The organism is Paenibacillus sp. VTT E-133280 (genome assembly GCF_002264385.1).
GTDB classification, from domain to species: domain Bacteria; phylum Bacillota; class Bacilli; order Paenibacillales; family Paenibacillaceae; genus Paenibacillus_AQ; species Paenibacillus_AQ nitricinens.
In genome coordinates this window covers 1-21,758 of sequence record NZ_NFUX01000069.1, presented here as the reverse complement: position 1 = coordinate 21,758, position 21,758 = coordinate 1, and the positions used below count along the sequence as shown (strand labels likewise).

Annotated in this window: 19 protein-coding genes; 11 read left to right on the top strand and 8 right to left on the bottom strand. The window is 43.9% G+C overall.

Features of this window, described 5'->3' with window-relative positions; translation table 11 throughout:
- Nucleotides 1-36: 36 nt before the first annotated feature.
- The gene (locus CA600_RS24570) at nt 37-786 is read right to left on the bottom strand and encodes an SDR family NAD(P)-dependent oxidoreductase (RefSeq protein WP_094873630.1); all 750 of its coding nucleotides are present in this window, start codon (nt 784-786) and stop codon (nt 37-39) included.
- A gap of 163 nt (nt 787-949) precedes the next feature.
- Here CA600_RS24570 and CA600_RS24565 point away from each other — a divergent pair, with 163 nt between their 5' ends.
- The 4 genes from CA600_RS24565 (at nt 950) to CA600_RS24545 (ending at nt 10,007) form a co-directional block, all read left to right on the top strand.
- A complete protein-coding gene (locus CA600_RS24565; RefSeq protein WP_094873628.1) occupies nt 950-1,861 on the top strand; it encodes a LysR family transcriptional regulator in 912 nt (303 codons plus the stop codon).
- A 118-nt stretch (nt 1,862-1,979) separates the two neighbouring features.
- Nucleotides 1,980-8,435: a phosphodiester glycosidase family protein gene (locus tag CA600_RS24560; RefSeq protein ID WP_094873626.1), complete on the top strand. Its 6,456-nt coding sequence runs from the start codon at nt 1,980-1,982 to the stop codon at nt 8,433-8,435.
- A 484-nt stretch (nt 8,436-8,919) separates the two neighbouring features.
- Nucleotides 8,920-9,579: a helix-turn-helix domain-containing protein gene (locus tag CA600_RS24550; protein ID WP_042190416.1), complete on the top strand. Its 660-nt coding sequence runs from the start codon at nt 8,920-8,922 to the stop codon at nt 9,577-9,579.
- A 119-nt stretch (nt 9,580-9,698) separates the two neighbouring features.
- A complete protein-coding gene (locus tag CA600_RS24545) occupies nt 9,699-10,007 on the top strand; it encodes a hypothetical protein (RefSeq protein ID WP_060622608.1) in 309 nt (102 codons plus the stop codon).
- A gap of 183 nt (nt 10,008-10,190) precedes the next feature.
- Here the strand turns inward: CA600_RS24545 and CA600_RS24540 are convergent, their stop codons facing one another.
- From CA600_RS24540 to CA600_RS24525, 5 genes are all read right to left on the bottom strand, one after another.
- On the bottom strand, nt 10,191-10,364 hold the full coding sequence (locus tag CA600_RS24540) for a sporulation histidine kinase inhibitor Sda (protein WP_094873622.1): 174 nt from the start codon (nt 10,362-10,364) through the stop codon (nt 10,191-10,193).
- A gap of 216 nt (nt 10,365-10,580) precedes the next feature.
- Nucleotides 10,581-10,913: a LytTR family DNA-binding domain-containing protein gene (locus CA600_RS24535; RefSeq protein WP_094873620.1), complete on the bottom strand. Its 333-nt coding sequence runs from the start codon at nt 10,911-10,913 to the stop codon at nt 10,581-10,583.
- Between the two features lie 21 nt (nt 10,914-10,934).
- Nucleotides 10,935-11,054 (bottom strand): cyclic lactone autoinducer peptide, encoded by a 120-nt coding sequence (locus CA600_RS31000; protein WP_143759448.1) that lies wholly within the window; start codon nt 11,052-11,054, stop codon nt 10,935-10,937.
- Nucleotides 11,051-11,578 carry an accessory gene regulator ArgB-like protein gene (locus CA600_RS24530; protein WP_094873618.1) on the bottom strand — a complete coding sequence of 176 codons (528 nt, stop codon included), beginning with the start codon at nt 11,576-11,578 and terminating at the stop codon, nt 11,051-11,053. The genes CA600_RS31000 and CA600_RS24530 overlap by 4 nt, the downstream gene beginning before the upstream one ends.
- Nucleotides 11,559-12,224 (bottom strand): hypothetical protein, encoded by a 666-nt coding sequence (locus CA600_RS24525; protein WP_094873616.1) that lies wholly within the window; start codon nt 12,222-12,224, stop codon nt 11,559-11,561. The genes CA600_RS24530 and CA600_RS24525 overlap by 20 nt, the downstream gene beginning before the upstream one ends.
- Before the next feature lie 137 nt (nt 12,225-12,361).
- Here CA600_RS24525 and CA600_RS24520 point away from each other — a divergent pair, with 137 nt between their 5' ends.
- Nucleotides 12,362-12,880, top strand: coding sequence for a DinB family protein (locus tag CA600_RS24520; RefSeq protein WP_094873614.1), 519 nt, complete (start codon nt 12,362-12,364; stop codon nt 12,878-12,880).
- Between the two features lie 85 nt (nt 12,881-12,965).
- Here the strand turns inward: CA600_RS24520 and CA600_RS24515 are convergent, their stop codons facing one another.
- Nucleotides 12,966-13,535: a thymidine kinase gene (locus CA600_RS24515; RefSeq protein WP_094873613.1), complete on the bottom strand. Its 570-nt coding sequence runs from the start codon at nt 13,533-13,535 to the stop codon at nt 12,966-12,968.
- A gap of 158 nt (nt 13,536-13,693) precedes the next feature.
- Between CA600_RS24515 and CA600_RS24510 the strand changes: the two genes are divergently transcribed.
- The 3 genes from CA600_RS24510 to CA600_RS24500 are packed head-to-tail and all read left to right on the top strand — an operon-like array spanning nt 13,694 to nt 17,494.
- Entirely contained in the window at nt 13,694-13,903 is a 210-nt protein-coding gene (locus CA600_RS24510; protein WP_094873611.1) for a hypothetical protein, read from the top strand.
- A gap of 17 nt (nt 13,904-13,920) precedes the next feature.
- Entirely contained in the window at nt 13,921-15,654 is a 1,734-nt protein-coding gene (locus CA600_RS24505) for an ABC transporter ATP-binding protein (RefSeq protein WP_094873609.1), read from the top strand.
- A complete protein-coding gene (locus tag CA600_RS24500) occupies nt 15,635-17,494 on the top strand; it encodes an ABC transporter ATP-binding protein (RefSeq protein WP_094873607.1) in 1,860 nt (619 codons plus the stop codon). Before CA600_RS24505 ends, CA600_RS24500 begins: the two co-directional genes overlap by 20 nt.
- A 172-nt stretch (nt 17,495-17,666) precedes the next feature.
- On the opposite strand, the gene CA600_RS24495 is transcribed toward CA600_RS24500, so the two are convergent.
- Nucleotides 17,667-17,972 carry a DUF2627 domain-containing protein gene (locus CA600_RS24495; protein WP_042190393.1) on the bottom strand — a complete coding sequence of 102 codons (306 nt, stop codon included), beginning with the start codon at nt 17,970-17,972 and terminating at the stop codon, nt 17,667-17,669.
- 167 nt (nt 17,973-18,139) lie between these two features.
- On the opposite strand from CA600_RS24495, the gene lpdA reads away from it, so the two are divergent.
- From lpdA to CA600_RS24480, 3 genes are all read left to right on the top strand, one after another.
- Entirely contained in the window at nt 18,140-19,561 is a 1,422-nt protein-coding gene (lpdA, locus tag CA600_RS24490) for a dihydrolipoyl dehydrogenase (RefSeq protein WP_094873605.1), read from the top strand.
- Between the two features lie 130 nt (nt 19,562-19,691).
- Nucleotides 19,692-20,723 carry a thiamine pyrophosphate-dependent dehydrogenase E1 component subunit alpha gene (locus CA600_RS24485; protein ID WP_042190387.1) on the top strand — a complete coding sequence of 344 codons (1,032 nt, stop codon included), beginning with the start codon at nt 19,692-19,694 and terminating at the stop codon, nt 20,721-20,723.
- Nucleotides 20,724-20,726: 3 nt separating this feature from the next.
- Nucleotides 20,727-21,713 carry an alpha-ketoacid dehydrogenase subunit beta gene (locus CA600_RS24480; RefSeq protein ID WP_042129758.1) on the top strand — a complete coding sequence of 329 codons (987 nt, stop codon included), beginning with the start codon at nt 20,727-20,729 and terminating at the stop codon, nt 21,711-21,713.
- Nucleotides 21,714-21,758 lie beyond the last annotated feature (45 nt).

Sequence of the window (21,758 nt, the reverse complement as noted above, 5' to 3'; positions counted from 1 at the left end):
TGAAGGGAAGCCTTGGACTTTTTTGCCTAAAAAATTTTATTTAAATGAAGCATAACCTTCATCAGCCATTACAACACTACCGTTAATTGCACTAGCTTCTGGTAAGGAGAGCAAGTATACAGTGTCTGCAACTTGTTCAGGCAATGTTAATTTGTTACCCATTACTTTGCTCTTCATCTGGTCGACCATTCCTTGATCTTTATATCCTTGGATAATAGGCGTATCTACAGCGCCTGGAGCAACGGCAAGCACGCGGATGCCATGAACGGACATTTCAAGTGCTGCGGATTTAGTCATCATAATGACCGCACCTTTAGAAGCGTGATATGCGAATGTACCTGGGGAAGCTAGGAATCCAAATACAGAAGCTGTATTGATGATGACCCCTTTGATGCCGAGCTCACGCATTTTTTTACCTGCTGCGATAATACCGTGGGCAACACCATGCTGATTGACATTAATAACACTATGATAATCCTTAAGGTCTTGGTCTAGTACAGGAGTGACGCGGCCGATCCCGGCATTGTTGAACATAACATCAATTCTTCCATATGTGGCAACGGTTTTCTCAACCAGTGCTTCTACCTCTTCGTATTTTGAAACATCCGTTTTGACGAAAATAGCTTCGCCACCATCCTTGATAATCTGTGCGACCGTTTCTTCACCTAATTGTTGATTGAAATCGGCAACGACCACTTGATCACCTTTACTTGCAAATGTAATTGCGGTTTGTTTCCCGATTCCACTGGCTCCACCTGTAATTACGGCTACTCTTTTGTCTGTCATTTGGGACTCCTCCTCGAGAAATATAGTTATACTAGAAATATAGGTTCATAAGGTGAAAAGGTTATTTACTAACTTATTTACATTGTAGCACTTGTCTAAATTAATTAAAATTTAAGTAAATTTAATAGGTGTTAAGTAAATATTAACTTAGGGAGTGATTCAAATGAATTTAGAGCAATGCGAGAATATCGTAGAAGTCGCAAAGATTGGTTCACTAACCAAAGCTGCTCAGAATCGTCATATTACCCTGTCTGCCATAAGCCAGTCCATAACACTGCTGGAAGCGGAGCTTGGAGTTACTTTGTTCATTCGTTCGCGAGGCCAACGAGCAGTTCCTACAGCAGAGGGACAAGCTATTATCAGCAAAGCAAATGAAGTCTTGATGAAAGTAAATGAATTAAAAGCTGAAGCACAGATCTACAGTGATGCGCTTAGTGGTCATTTGAAGATTGCTACGATTCCGGGACCTATGCACCTAATCGTGAGGGTCGTATCCGGTTTTAAAGCGGATTTTCCAAATGTGAATATAGAGATTTTTGAAAAGGGACCTAAAGAAATTCTGGATAATGTGCTTCAGGATGAAATGGATATCGGACTGATGGTCTCGCCAGGGGGTTTATCAGAGAAACATAAAGGGGTCGTATTCGAGGAATTAATGGAAGGTAAGATTGTTGTAGGCGTACATCCTCAATCACCACTAGCTTTAAATACAACAATTACGCCCGAACAGTTAGTGGGCCAGACGTTGGTTTTATACGATGATCATTACATACAGGACTTTGTGGAGCGTTATTTACTGAAAGTCGGGCCGATGAATATTCTTTTTACAAGCAATAACACCCGTGCCATTGACAATGCAGTGGCGTCAGGACTCGCGATCACGATTGGGATGGATTATTCTTTTCTAAAAACATTTGAGGGTTCTCAGAAGATTATGAAGACAATCGAGCTACGATCACCAGATCATAATACTCCGGGGTCCATTGTTTCAGCTTCTAAACAAGGATCGAAAACGGTCAGAAGATTCATCAACAGGTTGAAACATGAATTTGAGGAGGGGATTAGAAGAAGTTAACAGTATGCCTTGGTAAATTTTATCTAACCTTTACGCTTCCTAGTTAATATAAACCCTATGATGTTGTCCAAGCTCAGAATAGTTATTAGGACAGCCAAGTGGGGAGGATGTCAACACAGTGAGAAGGTATCTAAGGCAAATTAATATGGCAGTTATTTTTGTTTTGTTGATTTCGTTGTTGCAGCCGGGAGTATTTGTTCACGCTTCCATTTCTGATTTACCAGCAACAAACTACGGAACCGTTATTGATGTGCGGCAAACAGAGCTTGCACCTGGGGCGATGTACACCTGGATGGATCTTCAGAATGAACGTGGTTTACAAAAGATTCATGCAGTGGAGTTCAATCCAGGGCAAGGCCATTTAGAACTGCGGGCAGGTAAGAAGGATGGAAAGGTATACGGTATGAAGGGTGTTACAGAAATGGCCGCTTATGCGGATTCGCCTGGAAACCGGGTGATCGCAGGAATTAACGGTGATTTTTATGAAATCTCCGGTTTTGCCACAGGTGTTCCGAATGGATTATTTATGGACGATGGTGTAATCCTGAACAGTTCGATTTCAGCTTTTACTTTCGGTTTAAAAGAAGATGGCAGCTCGATTTATGGGGTGCCGAAGCTGACCAAGAACGTAACGATTAATGGAAAAACAACGAATTTAACCAGCATCAACCGATATCGGAATACGAATGAGCTGGTTCTTTATACGGAAGATTATAATACAACTACAAAGTCGACCAATGAGGGTGACGAGGTTGTTCTAGATATTGTCGAGGGAGAAGTGAAGAGCGGCCAGACCTTGAAGCTGAAGGTATCTGAGATTCGCAACAATCAAGGCAATACGCCGCTTACCAAAGGAAAAGTAGTTTTGTCTGCTAACGGAACGTCTCGTGCTGTTCTGCAGGGGTTATCGGTTGGCGATAACGTTACTGCGACCTTTGCGCTTAGCGGAGAATGGAATGATGTGAAGGTAGCCATTGGCGGCGAGGGGCCGCTGGTAAAAGACGGAATAGTTCAACAAGGTGTAGGGCCTTTAGGAATTCATCCACGTACAGCCATTGGGACAAAAGCGGACGGAAGTCTCGTTCTATTCGAAGTGGATGGAAGATCTCCAGGTTTTAGCGAAGGTGTAGATACCGATGAGCTAGGCTACATTCTGAAGGATATGGGCGTAGTGAACGCCATGAATCTGGATGGAGGCGGCTCTTCTACTTTTGTGGCCAGAATGCCGGGTGCACCTGGTGTCAAAATGATGAATCAGGGCTCTGATGGCTATGAACGTAAAACCGGCAACGGTTTGCTGGTCGTCAACACAGCCCCAGAGCAATTTACAGCTTCTAAGCTGGTTGTACAGCCGAATGCGGAACGTATTTTGCAAGGCTCCAGCTTAATGTTCAAAGCAGCAGGAGTGGACGAGAACGGCCATCCAGCACCTTATTCGGGTACTTTGAATTGGCAGGTGGACGCTAACATTGGTACTGTCGATGCGAACGGAGTCTTCACCACAGGAACCACTGCCGGCATAGGGACGGTAATTGTAGAGGCTGGGGCAGTCAAAGGCAGTGGGGAAATCGAAGTCGTGGATAAGCTCACAGACCTTAGTTTTCCTGATGAGATCAAAACTTATTCTTCAGGTGCTGCTGCGCAATTAACTGTGAAGGCGCTACGGAATGGACAGGTAATTCAAGCCGACAACCATAGTTTTGAATGGCGGGTTGAGGGCGAGATCGGAACTGTAGATGAGAAAGGTCTGTTTCAAGCGACGAGTGAAAACGGGAAGAACGGGAAGATTTATGCTAAGTACGGGGACGCCCAGACCTCTTTTGAAGTAAATGTGGGGTTGCCGCCTGTAATGCTGGAGGATTTTGAGAATGGCATTGATAAATATATTGCCTCCAGTGCAGCAGCTAACAGTGTAACAATTCAGGAAGTGACAGATCAGGATTTTGTCCGCAATGGGGCTAAAGCCTTGAAGCTGGAATATGATTTTGTTAATAAAACGGGCACATCGGGTGCTTATTTAGCCGCAGGCTCAACTGCCAATCGGATTCAGATTCCGGGGTATCCTGAGAAAATTAGTATGTGGATCTACGGAGATGGCAAAAAACACTGGCTGCGGGGACAAATTCGTGATGGCAATAATGCAGCAGTGCCCGTGGATTTTACCGATCAGGTAAATGGTGTGAACTGGACGGGTTGGAAATACGTCGAAGTATCCGTGCCTAAGGGGAAAGCCACCCCGTTAACGATGGATATGCCTGTCCGCTATATGGAGACAAGCAATCTTAACAAGAGCGCGGGTGCTATTTACGTTGATGATATTCGTGCCATTTATGGTCCGATAGAGGAGGATAGAACACCTCCTGTGCTTAAAGATGCCTATCCTGGCGTGAACGAAATTGTCAAAACAGCTTCGCCGACTCTTTCCGTCAATGGTGAGGATGATGGTTATGATCCAGTGGTGCATCCGGGAACGACCTTAATCGATCCGGACAAAACACGAGTGTATGTGGACGATCAATTGGTGGAGCATGGCTTTTATCCTCCAAAAGGTCAGATTACTTATAAACCAAAGGTTCCACTTACAGAAGGCCGTCATAAAGTGAAAGTTGCGATTCGCGATTTGAGCGGTAACCAGACGATAAAAGAATGGTATTTCACAGTAAATTTGGGCTCTCCGTTCTATGTGTACAAAACACCAGAAGTAGTATATGCCGGGAATACTTACACTTTGGACGTAACGGCTGAGAAAGCGGGCAAGCTGAAGGAAGGAAATCTTACGTTTGCTTTTAATCCGGCTGCAGTTAAAGATTTGCAGGTAATTCGGGGGGATAAGGTATCAGAAACGCAAATAGAGTCGATCATTGATCCAGCTTTGGGCACAGTGCGTCTTAACTTAACGAATATCAATTCCTCTAATTTAGGAGATATGGATCTAATCGGACAAATTCAATATACGGTTCGAAATGATTATGCGGGTCCTTTTACTCAGGAGCAGCTGGCTGGGGATACAAGCAAACCTTTTGTAATTGAAAATACATCCGGTTCTGTAACTTCGACAGAAGGTACCGGGGTTCCTATTTCTTTTATTGGAGCGGCTGTTGAATCTGTTGTAAAGACACAGTTGATGCTCACTTGGAACCATTATGATCTTGCGAAGGGCTTTGATGCGTCTTTTGCGGTAAAAGATCTGAATGGAAGTGTTGTTGAAGGTGCGAAGCTGCTGTTCGATGGATTGGAGGTACAAGGCGCAACTTCAGGGGGAAGTGGGACACTTACAACTGGCTTTGTCACTTCAGCTGAAGGAACTTTTAAATTGCAGGCGGTAAAAGGAAATACTTATAGTCCTGTAATGACGTTCAAGGTTGCTCCATATGACGGTACTGCTGCTCCTCGTAATGTTAATGTTACGATGGGCCAGGATGCAGCGACTTCTCGCCAATTCACTTGGCAGACAGAACCGTTAACCGTGAATACTGTAGTAGAACTTGTGAAAAAAGCAGAGTTCACAAGCTTTCAAGCCGCGAATGTAATGAAAATTACCGGCAACAGTTCAATTTACAATACCAACAATGATGGAACGATGCGAGTTCATAAAGCAGAGGCAGTAGGGCTTACCCCTGGAACCGAATATGTATATCGTGTGGGGGATGGGGAGTCAAATGTAAGTGAGCAAGGAACCTTCGTTACAAGCGGGGGGGAGAGCGCTTCTACGAAATTCCTGTTTATCGGAGATTCTCAAGCGGATTCTAAAGCGGGATTTGGTCTTTGGGGCAATACGATTGAGGCTGCTTTTGCCTATATGCCGGATGCTGAAATGCTGGTCCACGCTGGAGATATGGTGGATAAAGGCTTTGAACAAGAGCAGTGGAACTGGTGGTTCGATGCAGCCCAAAAGCAGCTGATGAATACCACGCTTGTTCCGATTATCGGGAACCATGAAGTGATGGGAACCAATGGCGATGGGGATTACCTGGCGCAATTCAATAACCCGCAAAACGGTGCGGCGAGCGTAAAAGGTACGAATTATTCTTTTGACATTCAGGCTACACATTTTGTGGTTATGAATACAGAGCATTCAGGTGCTCCATACACTGAACAGGCAGAGTGGCTGGATCAGGATCTATCCGCTACAGATAAAAAGTGGAAGGTGATTTTTTTCCATCAAGGGCCCTATGGCAGCATCTATTCGAATGAACAGGTGCAAGCAAAGTGGGTGCCGGTGTTTGATAAGCATAATGTGGATCTAGTGATGAACGGTCATGATCATATTTACTTGCGGACTTTTCCAATGAAGGATGGTAAGCAGGTAGCAGAAGGCGAAGGCACACGATATGTTATCGGCGGTTCCTCCGGTCCTAAGTTCTATGCGCTGACGCCACGTTTTTGGCAGGAAAAAATATATGACGAAGATGAGCAAATCTATACGGCTGTTGAAATTGGGAAGAACGAGATTACGGTTACGGCAAGAACGGTAGACGGTGTAGAAATTGACCGTTTAGTGATCGGAAATTTTGTTCCAAAATCCATTACGCTGGATCAAACAGCTGTTGAGCTTGAGCCTGGTGCTAGTCTGCAATTGCAAGCTAAGGTAGTGCCGGATGAGGCTAATCATCTGACAAAAATTTGGTCCATCGTTCCTGACAGGGCAGAATCAGTAGTTACCGTAGATGGAAATGGCCTGGTTACAGCGCTAAAACCAGGGACAGCTAAGGTGAGAGTCACAGTGGCAGGTTACCCGAATATTTTTGCGGAAAGTAAAATAACTGTAGATGTGCTGCAAGCGATTAAGCTTCAGGGCAAGGGACAACTTAAACCAGCAGAGGCCGACCAGACAGTCACTGAAGCTGTCTATGCATCCGGTAAACGAATCCCAATATTGGATGGACTTCATTATTCCAGCTCGAATGAGCATATTGCTACAATCAATGAACAGGGCTTGGTCCAGGCTCATCAGGAAGGCTCTACTGTGATCTCAGTAACCTACAGGGAGTTCGCCTCGGAGTATAGTCTCGTCGTAACAAATGATGAGGCTCCTATTCTTACAGAAATAACGATAAAAGGGCCGGATTCGCTGGAACAAGGAAATAAAGGCTCCGTTGTTGTTCAGGCGGTATATAGTGACGGAAGCAAGCAAGAATTGGTCGAGGACGTAAGGTATGATACATCTGATCATTCTATTGCAATGATTAGTGAGAATGGGGAGCTTCATGCATGGAGTGCTGGTATAACAAAAGTCAGCGCTGTTTATAAGGGGTTCAGCACTGAATATATTTTGACAGTGACTGAAAGCACGCCAGGTACGCGTCCGACACCAAGCCCAGAGCCGACACCGGAACGAACACCGGAACCAACACCAAGTCCAGAGCCAACACCAGGAGGCTGGGTGCCGGGACCTGCGGTGACACCAAAGCCGACTGCTACACCGACACTAACTCCGTCGGCATCTGCACAAGCGGGTATAGTAACCATAACAGCCTCTCAGCTGTCAGAGAACAAGAATGCTCAAGGTGAAGTTGTGGTTTCAGTTGCCGGTTCGTTTACGGAGTTGCTTTTACCAGGCAATGCAGCAGAGCTACATGGACGCGCACCGCTTAGAGTGGTTATGCAGGATTTATCCGTTACGATTCCTGCTTCAGTAATGACAGACCTAAGTAAGCTAGTCTCAGCTGAGGCTCTTGCCAAGAGTACGATTTCACTACGGTTGAACACTTTAGCTAGTAATACAGCCGTGGATCTGTTGGATCGTGCAGGTACTCTAGCTGGAGCACAATTAAGAGCGAAAAGTGATCTGCGAGAATGGTCGCTCAGCATCCTCACAGAGAATGGCCAGTCCTTCTCATTAAGACAGTTTGCAGAGCCGATCACGATTTCATTTAAGGTCGGTGCGAATGTAGAGCAAAGCTTACTGGGTATTTATTTTATGGATGATGCCGGTAAGTTGGAGTATATGAGCAGTACATGGATGAATGGTTATCTATCTGCTGCTGTCAGTCATTTTAGTAAATACGTTGTATTAGAATATGAAAAAACATTTAATGATCTGAAGTCGGATCACTGGGTTTACTTTACTGTGAAGCAGCTTGCGGCAAAACAGCTTGTACAGGGGGTAACTGTGGATCGTTTTGATCCAAACCGTGCGGTTACACGTGCGGAGTTTACAGCGATGTTAGTCCGTGCGCTTGGCTTAAAAGGTCAAGCAGAAGCTGGATTCACTGATGTATCTGCTGATAAATGGTATGCAGAAGCAGTAGGGTTAGCAAAACAAACTGGAATTGTTAACGGTCAGACCGCTTTACTGTTTGAACCGGATGCCAGGATCTCTCGTCAAGAGATGGCAGCGATGCTGGCTCGTGCATATGCATACGCCAAGAACAGCGTATCTGTAGCTAGTCTTAACGTTTCAGCATTTAATGATATTGACACTGCACCGCAATGGGCTCAAGAGGCTATCAGCGAGGTGTACAGACTTGGATTGATGCAGGGACGTGCTGTAGCACAATTTGCTCCGAAGCAAAACGGCACACGTGCTGAAAGTGCACAGATGATCCTCAATCTGTTGCGTGTTATGGAGTAACGATTATGGCCAGTTCCAGGATGTTGGGACTGGCTGTTTTTTTACAAATTGGATTAGCTGGAAGCACACAATGGTTCGCAGACAGTAGATGGTTTAGGATCGTTATGGACTGTATTGCAGCTATTTCAACTTTTTGATCTTTTTTCCCAAGTTTTCGGACATCATAACTCTTATTGTCATACTTTTGCACCGAACCGTAGTATATTTTAATGAACAGTTGCATCTGAGTCCGATCACTTAGCAAAATGGCCGAAGTTAGCTTAATAAGGTCTCCTCGGTCCGATTCGCTGTAATTCCCAAGGAACGTTTACAAGCCAGAGCCTGGCAGATGAGCATCAAGTCTATCCGATCTTTGGAAATATAGTATTATATTGGGTTTGTGGTGCTGAGAATTACCCTTTAGAGGCAAGTAATTACTAGTATTAATTGTTATAAGCCAACACAAATTGTTATGTTGTGTTATGATAGTAGGGAGGTGACTCCCATGAATGATTTTGAGAACTATCCCGATGAGCTGGGTAATTTCATTCGGCACATCAGAAAGACGAGAGGGTTAACCTTAAGAGGACTGGAAGAAAAGAGCGGCATAAGTTACTCACAGCTTAGCAAGATCGAACGTGGAGAGAGCATTCCGCTAAAAGACAATCTGGACAAGATCATCGAAGCACTTGGAACAGATCTGAAGAATCGGATGTATCATTTGGCAGACTATATGCCAGATATTGAATATATCAAGACCTTAAAGCATGGTTATGAGCTGCCACAGCTTAAACAGTCTCAGGACTACATTTATGAGACGGCATTTAACAAGCTTAAGGAATTCAGGGCAAAGGAAGGTAAAGAAACATCTTACGTTTCCTTTGATTCTAATGAAGTCATAGTTTATGAAACGGAATATGGGGCAGGAATGGTAATAGAGAAGATTGAGAAATACAATCTTACCGACGTCCTGAACGATAAGTTTGAGGGTTGCCTCGACTCCTTAAGAAAGAGCCCTCGGAAAGGGCGTCAAGCCTTTCTATTTGGCGAGTGGTTACGGGAGTGCGTTTATGAGCTGAAGGAAGAAGAACAGGATCAGGTCATACAAGCGCTCAAAGAATTTACGCAATTTAAAGTACAACAGATAAAGGGTGCTTATAAATAATGTATGTTTCATAAATGATCTCAAAAATGAATAATGTTGCCCTTTCTTGCAGCCATCTATTCATCTTGATCCATAAACTAACAACTAAAAATGGTTTGACAGAAAAGGGGATATTAATAATGAAAATTAACATGAAGTTTACCAGCAAGGGAAAAGTCGCTATAGAGAATTTTAATAACGAGGAATTGCTGGAGATCTTCGCACGATACATCAAGACATTATCCAAAAAGTATGATATCGAAGTTGATGTTCCTCTTGATGAGAATCAAAATATTGTTGGTGATGGCGCTGTAATTGCGACTGCACAAAATGTGAAATGCGATGTAGAAACTTTTTTCAAAGAGCTGGGTAGAGATATTAAAGTTCCTTTGAAGAAAAGACTTGGCGGAAAATTGGAAAATGTATTTAAAACGGAAATTACGGAGTAGAAGATTACTCTATTTCAGGGAGTAGTCCTTACTGCACATAAAGAAGGTAGGGCCTTCAGGAGGCTCTACCTTCTTTATGTTGATGATGTTAACATGAAGACAATCTAGAGAACACTCGCAGTGAAGCCAGGGGAAGTTATATTATTATGTAATAATTTGTGAATTAATTTGTTTATGGGGATGTTATGATTTTTCAGTTTGTATGAGATCTCTACTGTCTAAAATCTCTCTAACAATCGCTATGAAATCTGGTAAAGCTTGTGCCTCAAGCGCTAATTTATAGATGTTAAGTAATTCTTCATCAGATATCGATTCAAGAGATGAGGGGCGTGGTGAGGGATGAAAATAGTAGTTCATTTGGTTCCTCCATCATATATTTGTTTTTATTACACATTTATATATATGGTATCATTTGGAATACAATCCGTCTCCTGTCATTCATCCTACGAATTTGTCTTTACATCTTAGGGGAATTATGGCATAATGGCTATTTTGTGTGAAAATAGTTTGGTTTACTTTGAATTTTAATAAACAAAAACAATCCCGACATGTGCTATACATGTCGGGATTGTTTTACTCAGAGTCTTTCTTATGAGTAGATAAGTACTTCTTTAGGCGAGGTTCATTGGATTCCGAAACGGTAGTGAACTGCTTACCTTGATTAAAGCATACAATCTTGCGTCCGGGATCATAGCCTTCTATGTTGTTGATATTAACGACGTTGCTGCGGTCAAGGCGTTCGAATCCCTTACCCTCATACGCTACGGAAAGATCGGAAAGCGTGGTGGGGAGAATAAATTCGCCTTCTTTCGTATGGACGAATATTGTATTCTTATAATTCGAGAAATACAATATATCTTCCTCTAGAATATCGCTAGAGGAACCGTCTTTCTGTAAGACACGCATCTTTTCCCCATCCTTGTTTGATTACTTGCGCAGTTCTTTTGGAACTTCAGGACTGTAAAGTGCTGGTTTTAGAATTGTTGCAAAAACAACAGCAGAAGTAGCTAGTATGTTAGAAGCATAACGAGCTAAATTTTTCTTCATTTGATTGGCCTCCTTTGTAATGGAATTATAACTGTAAAGGATTGAACTAAAAATGCCAATCCAATGACAGACGAATGGATCCAAAAATTCAAAGAAACCAGAATTATGGAAATGATCTTTAAACCCAAATACCATTCTTTAGGAATCTGCGCATTAGCATCAGGATTTGGAGCACATAGAATCATTACAAGCAAAGAAAAAAGATTAATCCAAATGAAATGGTTATGTATTAGATAAGTGATATGAGGGATCAGTGAACAGATAAAGATAGATACAATATTGCAGGCCCTTGCGGTTTTTAGATGCACACCACCAGAAGACATCCTTAGGAGAATGAAGCTAAATAAGGCTAAGAATGTTTCCTTTAGCTGTCCTGTGAGCCCGCCAATGCATAACGAGGTTATAATGATTAATAAAGTATTCAAAATAATGCTAAGGGCATAATGCATGATTTCAATGGAATGTGTTTGCTCGGGATTGCTTTTCTTAATGACCTCAACAATTTTAAGAGTTAATTGATTCATAATTATTTCTATCCTTTTTATAGGAGAAATAAAGATATCCCCATAATATTATTCCATAGAAAATTGGGATCAAGAAAAAGAAAAAGGATTCAAGAAAGTAGCTAATTGAAGTAATGACAATTAGTGTAGGAAGATTAAGAGCGAATAGTATTTTTTCGCTAGTCGTTGGTTTAATTTTTACATCGGGTTTATCAGGTACAAAGTCAAATCCAATACGTTTATAACCCACATACATACCAATGAGAATCGCGGTTAATGCTGATAAGATCTGCATTGTAATAATGTTTATTGTAATCGGGTTCGAAGTATTTAGAGGCGTGTTAATTACAGAGTCTAATAGATACATAAGACTGGGTTGAATCACAAAGTATGTTTGATAGACCATCCCGGTTAATATAGAAGCGTAGAAGGGATGAATCCGAAATAACAGCCACATAAAACAAAGCATTAGCGCATATTGTGTGAGAATATCTAATTGAAATAACTCATAGTTGATTCTAATTGAATAAGAAAAAAAGCCCATAATAAAACTGGCAAACACCATCTCTTTATGATAAATGTCTATTTTAAAGATTTTGAAAGCCAGAAAGAACATTGCATAGGTCTCTAGTCCTGAAAATATTATAAACAGAATAAAATCTATCATGCCGACACTCCCGATGACTTATAGTGTAACTAACCCTATTAATGCAAGTATCGTATATAATGAACTAAAATACAACAACTACAGCATAATTTTCCTCCTATTTTTTCAAAAAAAATCAAAATGAGAGGGGTTTAGACATGGAACGACGTCCAGAAAGCAGTGAGTATCTTGAAGAATTATCAAAATATGTAGATTTAGTGCCAGCTGAAGGAGACATCATTACTATTTTTAAAGAGCAGACGGATGAGATTTGCACTTTTATTTCGAATCTTACGGAAGAACAAGGAGAGCATCGTTACGCTCCTGATAAATGGAGTATTAAGCAAATGGTTGGCCATCTGGCGGATACTGGAAGAATTATGTCTTATCGTTTATTGCGCGTTGCAAGAGGAGATAAGACCCCGCTGGCGGGCTTTGATGAAAAGGACTATGTGCCTACCGCAAATTTTGAAGCGCACACGCTAGAAAAACTCCTGGCTCATTACAAGCTTGTCCGAGCGTCAACGCAAGCTCTTTTGGACATTTTGCCGGAAGATGCATGGATTCGCGAGGGAACGGTTAACAATGCAACCATTTCCGCGAGAGCAGTGGCGTGCGTAATGATTGGGCATGATCATCATCATTTGAATATTCTTAAAGAAAGATACCTGGTTTAATCGAGTTTTATTTAAAAAAAGCATTCCTGAGGCCATCACGGCTTCGGAATGCTTTTTTAGCTAAAGGTATATATGTGGGGATAGTTTATAGTGGAGGATTCTTGTGACATTTACGGCACACTGGATAGTAGGCTTCATTGCCGCCAATCTGGATTTGCTTGCCGCTATATACAGGCTTACCATTTTCTACTCTTAGAGCCATCGTTGCTTTGCGCTCGCAGAACCAGCAAATGGTCTTCATTTCCTCGATTTTATCAGCGTAAATCAGCATGTATTTGCTGCCTTCAAATAGCTGGTTCTGGAAATCATTTTTAAGTCCAAACGCCATAACGGGAATACCTAGTTCATCCACAATTCGTACTAGCTGAAGAATGCAGTCCTTGCTTAGAAATTGACATTCATCAATGAGTACACAGTGGGGTTTGGGCTTGTTACTGCTGACGATATTATAAATATCAGTATTCTCGTCGACGGGTATGGCCTGTTTCCGCAGCCCAATACGGGAGGAGATAAAACCAACTTCGTCCCGATCGTCTATGGATGGAGTGAAAATGAGCACCGACTTCCCTTGCTCTTCATAATTATGCGCAACCTTGAGTATCTCAATAGATTTACCGCTGTTCATTGCTCCGTATTTGAAAAACAATTGTGCCACTTCCATCTATCCTTTCGTATAAGCCAATAATCTAATTTTAAAAATGCGACCTTATTAGAGTATCATATTCGTGTCAGCTGTATCCAGTGAAAACATTGCGATAGAATTGAATGTGGTATGATAAAAGGAATCATTTGATTGGAAAGGAAGTAATATGTGTGACTGAAAAAATAGACGAATACAAGGAACGGTTAGCTCTGATTCAGCAGAATGGATATCTTTCTATCGAGGCTGAGGCTTTGCTGGAAGAGATGATGGCAGATTTGGTGGAATTGAATCGAAGCAATAAAGCGCTGCGGCGGGCAATAATGAAAACTGGGCAGGCCTCCACAATGTCGACTCGTTTAAGGGATGCACTGTACGAATAGAAAAAGAGGGTATGCGAATGGGTTTGATTTTCTCTTTTCTCAAAAAATATAAAGTCGCTGCAATAGCTGCCCTAGTGATGATGCTTATTGAACTAGCGGTGGAATTGTCACAGCCTTTACTCATTTCCAAAATTATTGACCAGGGTATTAAAGAACAGAATTCCTCTGTAGTATGGCTCTGGGGCGGTGTATTGATCGGCAGCGCGGTAGTCGCGTTTATAGCTGGGGTATTAAGTTCTTTTTTTGCTGCCCATGCGAGTCAGAGCTTTGCGTTTGATCTTAGGGACAAGTTATATGAAAAGGTACAATCCTTTACATATGAAGTATTCAACCGGTTTGCTACTTCTTCGCTGATCACTCGTCTTACCGGCGATGTATCGCAGCTGCAGGACACTATATTTATGAGCCTCCGCTTTATGACACGGGTGCCACTGGTTGTGGTGGGCAGTGTGATTATGGCATTGGTTGTTCATGTGAAGCTGGGATTATTTCTCACTGTAGCTCTACCTTTGTTGCTTCTCTTCCTTTACTTCATCATGAGAAAAGCTTCTTTGTTATTTCGCAACGTACAAAATCGGCTTGACGGTGTGAATGGTGTAATTCAGGAGAATTTAACGGGAATCCGCTTAATTCGTGTGTTCGTGCGCATGGGACATGAGATTGGACGTTTCACGGTCTTTAGCGGGAATTTGATGAAATCCACGGTATCTGCGCTACGTTTGACAGAGACAACGATGCCATTTGTTATGCTTATTGTGAATGCAGCGATTATGTCGATCTTATGGTTTGGACGGATTGAGATTGCAAATGGGGATGCTACTTTAGGAGAAACTGTTGCAGTTATTAACTACTCTTTACGAACCATAGGAGCGTTGTCAGCTATATCTGGACTTGTCGTTACAATTTCCCGGGCACGTGCCTCCTCCCAGCGTATTACAGAAGTGATGTCAGCAGGCGCTGGAGTTAAGGAAGGCGGAGCCGCAAAGGGCGAACCGATACAAGGTCACGTCCAATTTGAAGGCGTCAGCTTCAAGTATCCGGAGAGTGATATTTCGGTGCTAGAGGATATTACTTTTGAAGTTGCTGCTGGTGAGCGGGTAGCGATTATGGGAGCCACCGGATCAGGAAAGTCTTCTCTTGTCGGTCTAATCCCGCGTTTATATGAAGAGACAGACGGTATCATTCGCATTGATGGGCAAAAGAGCACCGACATCGATATTTCAAGATTGCGGCGATCAATCGGTTACGTTCCTCAAGAACTGCAGCTCTTCAGCGGATCGATTCGCGATAATATCGCTTGGGGCAATGAATATGCCACACAGGAACAAATCGAACACGCAGCAGCTGCCGCACAAATTCACGCAACAGTGATGGATCTGCCTAAAGGTTATGACACCATGCTTGGTCAGCGGGGGGTAAATCTGTCTGGTGGGCAAAAGCAACGCTTGACCATCGCCCGGGCGCTTGTGAGGAAACCTGCTATTTTGATCCTCGATGACAGTACGAGTGCGCTTGATGCTGTGACAGAAGGACTTTTGCTGGAGGCATTGAAAGAGATTTCATGTACAACCTTCCTGATTACTCAGAAGATCAGTTCTACTGCATCTGCAGATTTGATTCTGCTGTTGGACGAAGGACGCTTAATCGGTAAAGGAACACATGACGAGCTTATGACAAGCTCGGCGCTGTACCGCAAGATTTATGAATCACAGGTAGAGGAGGCGAAGCAGCATGTTCAAAGCAATTCTTGAACCCTTTCGTCACCCAAAACCCGTCATTGAGCTTGGAGCAGGAAGAAGCCTTGGTTCAGCTGCTGGAGGGAAGCCAAAAGCAAAGGCAAAGGATTGGGGCGGCACGCTCATACGGATTTGGAGCTACCTTGCCGAGCGTAAAGCTAAGCTTTTTCTCGTTCTGTTAATGGTAGTCTTCAGCTCGGCTTTAGCACTGCTCGGGCCTTATATGATTGGTAAAGCCGTGGATGATTATCTGGAAGGTGCAGGCGGACGATCGTGGACGATTTTTCTGACCAGCCTAGCTAGTGTTTATATCTTCTATTCATTAACTTCTTGGCTGCAAAATATATGGATGATTGAAATTGCCCAGGAGACCGTATTTCGGATGCGCACGGAGTTGTTTTCCCATCTTCATCGGTTGCCCATCTCATTTTTTAATCGGAGACAGCAGGGCGAAATTATGAGTCGCCTCACCAACGATATTGAGAACGTCAGCTCTACGCTGAATAGCTCAGCTATTCAGATCTTTTCCAGTGTTTTGACATTGCTCGGAACGGTGGGGGTAATGCTCTGGCTCAGTCCTCTACTGACGCTGCTCACGTTCCTGGTTGTGCCGTTGATGTTATTAGGCATGCGCTGGATTACTCGGCGTACGGGTCCGCTTTTTAAAGAACGTCAGCGCAATGTGGGTGAGTTAAACGGTTATATAGAAGAGACGTTATCCGGTCAACGGATTATCAAGGCTTTTTCACAAGAGGAACGGGTCATCGCTGGTTTTCATGAACGCAATGAGCGGATTATGCTCTCTGGATACTGGGCACAGTCGATTTCTGGCTTCATTCCTAAGCTGATGAATGGACTTAATAATTTGAGCTTCGCTATTGTGGCTGGAGTCGGTGGTTTGTTAGCGATTCGCGGAGCGATTACGGTCGGTGTGATTATTGTGTTTGTAGAATATACGCGTCAATTTACTCGCCCTCTTAATGACTTAGCGAATCAGTGGAATACACTACTGTCAGCGGTTGCGGGAGCGGAAAGAGTGTTTGAAGTGCTGGACGAAGAGACGGAAGCTAAAGATGAAGGTGCAGCCACTTCGCTGGTTAAAGTTGAGGGTGCAGTGAAGTTCGAAAAGGTATCTTTTTCATATGACGGAAGTTCTAATACGCTGCATGATATTAGCTTTGAAGCGAAGCCTGGTGAGATGATCGCCTTAGTAGGACCTACCGGTGCCGGCAAAACAACACTTATCGGGCTGTTATCTCGTTTCTATGATCCTAATCAGGGCAAAATTACGCTGGATGGCTTAGATGTCACTTCGATTCGGCGTGAAAGCCTGAGGAGCCATATGGCGTTTGTGTTGCAGGACTCCTTTTTATTCAAGGGCAGCATCCGCGATAATATTCGTTACGGTAGACTGGATGCTTCCGATGAAGAGGTCGAGGCGGCGGCCAAGCTGGCTAACGCTCATTCTTTTATTATCCGAATGCCGGAAGGTTATGATCGAATGCTCTCTGCAGATGGTAGCGGCATAAGCCAAGGACAGAAGCAATTGCTGTCCATTGCAAGAGCCATTCTTGCCAATCCTTCGATGCTTGTTCTTGATGAAGCCACTAGCAGTATCGATACGGTGACCGAAATCAAGATTCAGGAAGGACTTCAGGCGCTAATGAAGGGACGGACCAGCTTCGTTATTGCCCATAGACTGGGCACCATCCGGGCAGCTGATCGAATTCTTGTTCTTCAAGGGGGCAGATTGCTGCAGCAGGGCTCCCATGAGGAGTTGTTGAAGCAAGGTGGCTTGTACAGTGAGTTGGTGCAAGGCGGACGTAGAGAAGTACTTGATAAGGCTAGGCTTTAAGCTGTGCATAAAAAGGCGGGAGTTTTCAAGGAAGCGCAGGTCGCGTCCATGAAAACTCCCGCCTTTATGTAATGTGTGGATATTCGTTATGCATTTGAAGTGAGTTGTCGGATAGTTAATTGCAGAATGTGCAATAGATTTCGATTGTACTATGAGGGGATGATTATGCTGCTTATGAGATCGTTTCTTGCGCTGCAGCTTGTTTCGCTTTTTGTTTCTCTTTGAAACGAGGGCCAACATAATTACGTTTGCGGTCTCTTGCTAGAATCCAGCCGCCAAGGAAAGTCATGCCTGCTGCAAAGAGCAGAAACCCTCCGCCGAAATGCAGCCAAGCGAAATCTGGAACAACGGAATCATCGCCGTGCATAGAGATATAATCAAAAATATCGTCCTTCATCATTAAGAAGCCCTTCATTGCGATTAAACCGGGAAACACAAGAATAAGGATGGCAATGAAGCGTGAAATTAATAGTTTCATAAGTGTCTCCTACCCCTCTTAGCCCAATGGATTCAACCATATGATAACGCTTTAGTAAGAAAAAGTCCATTTGGATATGATGTTTATAAGTTTTGTAATACGCTAAAAAGAGAGTACAATATACAATGTAAAATGAACTTACGTGTAATGACTGGAGGATACATATCATGACAATTTCATGTGACGTGGCCATACTTGGCGGAGGAACCGGGGGATATGTGGCAGCCATTCGCGCTGCACAGCTTGGAAAGTCCGTCGTCGTCATCGAAATGGACAAAATGGGAGGAACCTGCCTGCACCGTGGTTGCATTCCTAGCAAATCGCTGCTCAGAAGCGCAGAAGTATATGCTGAAATCATCGAGAGTGAGAGCTATGGCATTGAGACAAGCGGTGTACAGCTCGTATTCCCAAAAGTACAAAAGCGCAAGGAAGCGGTAGTTGAACAACTTCATCAGGGCGTACAATATTTGATGCGCAAAAATAAAATACAAGTCATTAAAGGCAAGGGGCGCGTGACGGGTCCCTCTATTTTTTCCCCGCGTAGTGGTGCTGTTGCTGTGGAACTAGAAGACGGTGAAATGGAAACAGTGCTCTCGAACCATCTTATTATTGCTACAGGATCTCGTCCGCGTGTATTACCTGGTCTGGAACCAGACGGGAAAGTTATTCTTAGCAGTGATGAAGCACTCACGCTCGACGAGTTACCTTCTTCCATCATTATTGTTGGAGGCGGAGTCATTGGGGTGGAATGGGCCTCTATGCTGGTTGATTTCGGAGTTCAGGTTACGGTAGTTGAAGCTGCTAGTCAGTTACTACCTCAAGAGGATGAAGAAGTAGCTAAAGAACTGCAGCGTCTACTTAAAAAACGTGGTGTTAAAGTACTGACTGAAACTACAGTGGATGCTGCAACCTGCAAGGTAACGGACGATGGAATTTCGATCGATGCCCGTAAGGGAGAGCAAACCCAAAGTCTATCCGCAGAAAAGCTGCTTGTATCCGTAGGGAGGGTAGCGAATATAGAGAATATTGGTCTGGAAAATACAGATATTCGCTTTGATAAAGGAATTATTGCTGTAAATGCTAGTATGCAGACGGCTGAGCCGCATATTTATGCGATTGGTGACTGTATCGGTGGATTACAACTAGCTCATGCCGCCAGCCATGAAGGCATTATGGCGGTCAACCATCTCGCTGGTGAGAAGCTTCACCCTTATCAGACACATCTTGTACCGCGTTGTGTCTACACACGTCCTGAAGTTGCGAGTGTGGGTCACACTGAGAAGGAAGCTAAAGCCTTGGGACATGATGTAGTAACTGGTAAATTCCCCTTCTCGGCCATTGGCAAGGCGATTGTGTACGGTCAGAAGGACGGGTTTGTTAAAGTTGTGGCGGACCGAAGCAGCGGAGATATTCTCGGTGTGCAGATGATAGGTCCGCATGTTACGGATCTCATCGGGGAAGCTGCATTGGCTCAACTGCTGGATGCAACACCTTGGGAGGTTGGCGAGGCTATTCATGCTCACCCTACACTTTCGGAGATCATTGGAGAAGCAATGTTAGCTGTAGATGGAAGATCTATCGGGATTTAGCTTTTCTTTTTGGGTAGAAAGGGATTATAATAAACTCAAGCCAAGTCTTAGTACCAGGTTTTAAGATCAGGATACAATTGGTCTTAAATCCTGTAAGACTCAGGCTTTATGAATAAGGAGGTATCTCTTTATGGAATCCCAAGATACTGTAGAAACGATTAACAGACATAAGCAGCTTGGACTAAGTGACGGCCAGGTCATCGATATGTACAGATATATGCTGCTCGCACGTAAATACGACGAGCGCAGTCTGCTGCTTCAGCGCGCTGGCAAGATTAACTTTCATGTCTCCGGCATTGGCCAGGAGGCGGGTCAGGTAGCAGCAGCATTTGCGCTGGACCGGCAGAATGATTATTTTTTACCTTATTACCGTGATTATGCTTTCGTACTCTCCGTGGGTATGACTACTCGTGAATTGATGTTGTCTGTGTTCGCAAAGGCAGAAGATCCAAACAGTGGTGGGCGGCAAATGCCAGGTCACTTTGGTAGTAAGCGTCTGCGTATTGTGACAGGCTCAAGTCCTGTAACCACGCAGGTCCCTCATGCGGTTGGTTTTGCTTTGGCAGCCAAAATGCAAAAGAAAAAATTCGTCTCATTTGTAACCTTCGGGGAAGGCTCTAGCAACCAAGGCGATTTTCATGAAGCTTGTAACTTTGCCGGAGTGAATAAGCTACCGGTTATTATCATGTGTCAGAATAATCAGTACGCGATCTCTATTCCTGCTCATAAACAGCTTGGAGGTAAGGTCAGCGACCGTGCTCTGGGTTATGGGTTTCCAGGGGTGCGTGTAGACGGCAATGATCCACTGGAAGTATATCGTGTCGTTAAGGAAGCTCGGGAAAGAGCACTTGCGGGTGAAGGTCCTACGTTAATCGAAGCCATGATGTACCGTTTATCTCCACACTCCACCTCGGATAATGATTTGGCTTATCGGACCAAAGAAGAGGTTGATGAGAATTGGAAGAAGGACGGTGTAGCAGGATTCCGTAATTACCTGATCGGTCTGGGACTTTGGAGTGACGAGCAAGAACAAGATCTTATTGCTGAATGCAATCTTGAGCTTAAAGCAGCTATCGAATATGCTGACAACGCTCCGTTCCCGAAACCGGAAGATACACTGCTGCATGTTTACAGTGATTCCGACCTGAAAGGAGGAGCATGAACCATGGCTATAATGGAATATATCGATGCCATTCGGCTCGCAATGAAGGAAGAAATGGAACGCGATGAATCCGTGTTTGTGCTTGGCGAGGACGTGGGTCTCAAGGGTGGCGTATTTACCACAACAAAAGGTCTGCAAGAACAGTTCGGAGAAGAGCGTGTACTGGATACACCGTTAGCGGAATCAGCTATTGCTGGTGTGGCGATTGGTGCAGCTATGTATGGTATGAAGCCGATTGCTGAAATGCAGTACTCTGACTTCATGCTTCCAGCAACGAATCAAATCATTAGCGAAGCGGCCAAAATCCGCTATCGTTCAAATAACGATTGGAATTGCCCGGTTGTCATTCGTGCGCCTATCGGCGGCGGTGTATTCGGCGGTCTGTACCATTCTCAGTGTCCGGAATCGATTTTCTTCGGTACACCAGGCTTGAAGATTGTCGCACCTTACTCTGCTTACGATGCAAAGGGACTATTGAAGGCAGCCGTACGTGATCCTGACCCGGTTTTATTCTTCGAGAACAAAAAGTGCTATAAGCTGATCAAGGAAGAAGTGCCAGAAGGTGATTACATCGTTCCAATTGGCGAAGCTAATCTGCTGCGTAAGGGAACAGATATTACGGTTATTGGTTATAGTTTGCCATTGCATTTTGCGATGCAAGCAGCAGAAGAATTGGAGCGCGAAGAAGGCATTACAGCGCATATTCTGGATCTGCGGACCTTGCAGCCTCTTGATCGTGAGGCGATCATAGCTGCTGCTCGTGAGACAGGGAAGGTTCTTATTGTGCACGAGGACAATAAAACGGGCGGTATTGGTGGCGAAGTGGCGGCAATTATCGCTGAGCATTGTCTATTTGAACTAGACGCGCCGATCTTCCGTCTTTGTGGTCCCGATGTTCCGGCGATGCCAATCAGCCCACCAATGGAGAAGTTCTTCATGCTTAGCAAGGAAAAAGTGAAGGCAGAAATGCTTCGACTGGCGCAATATTAAAATAGTGGAGTGGACGCGAAGCTTCGTAAAACTTAAAGATTATGC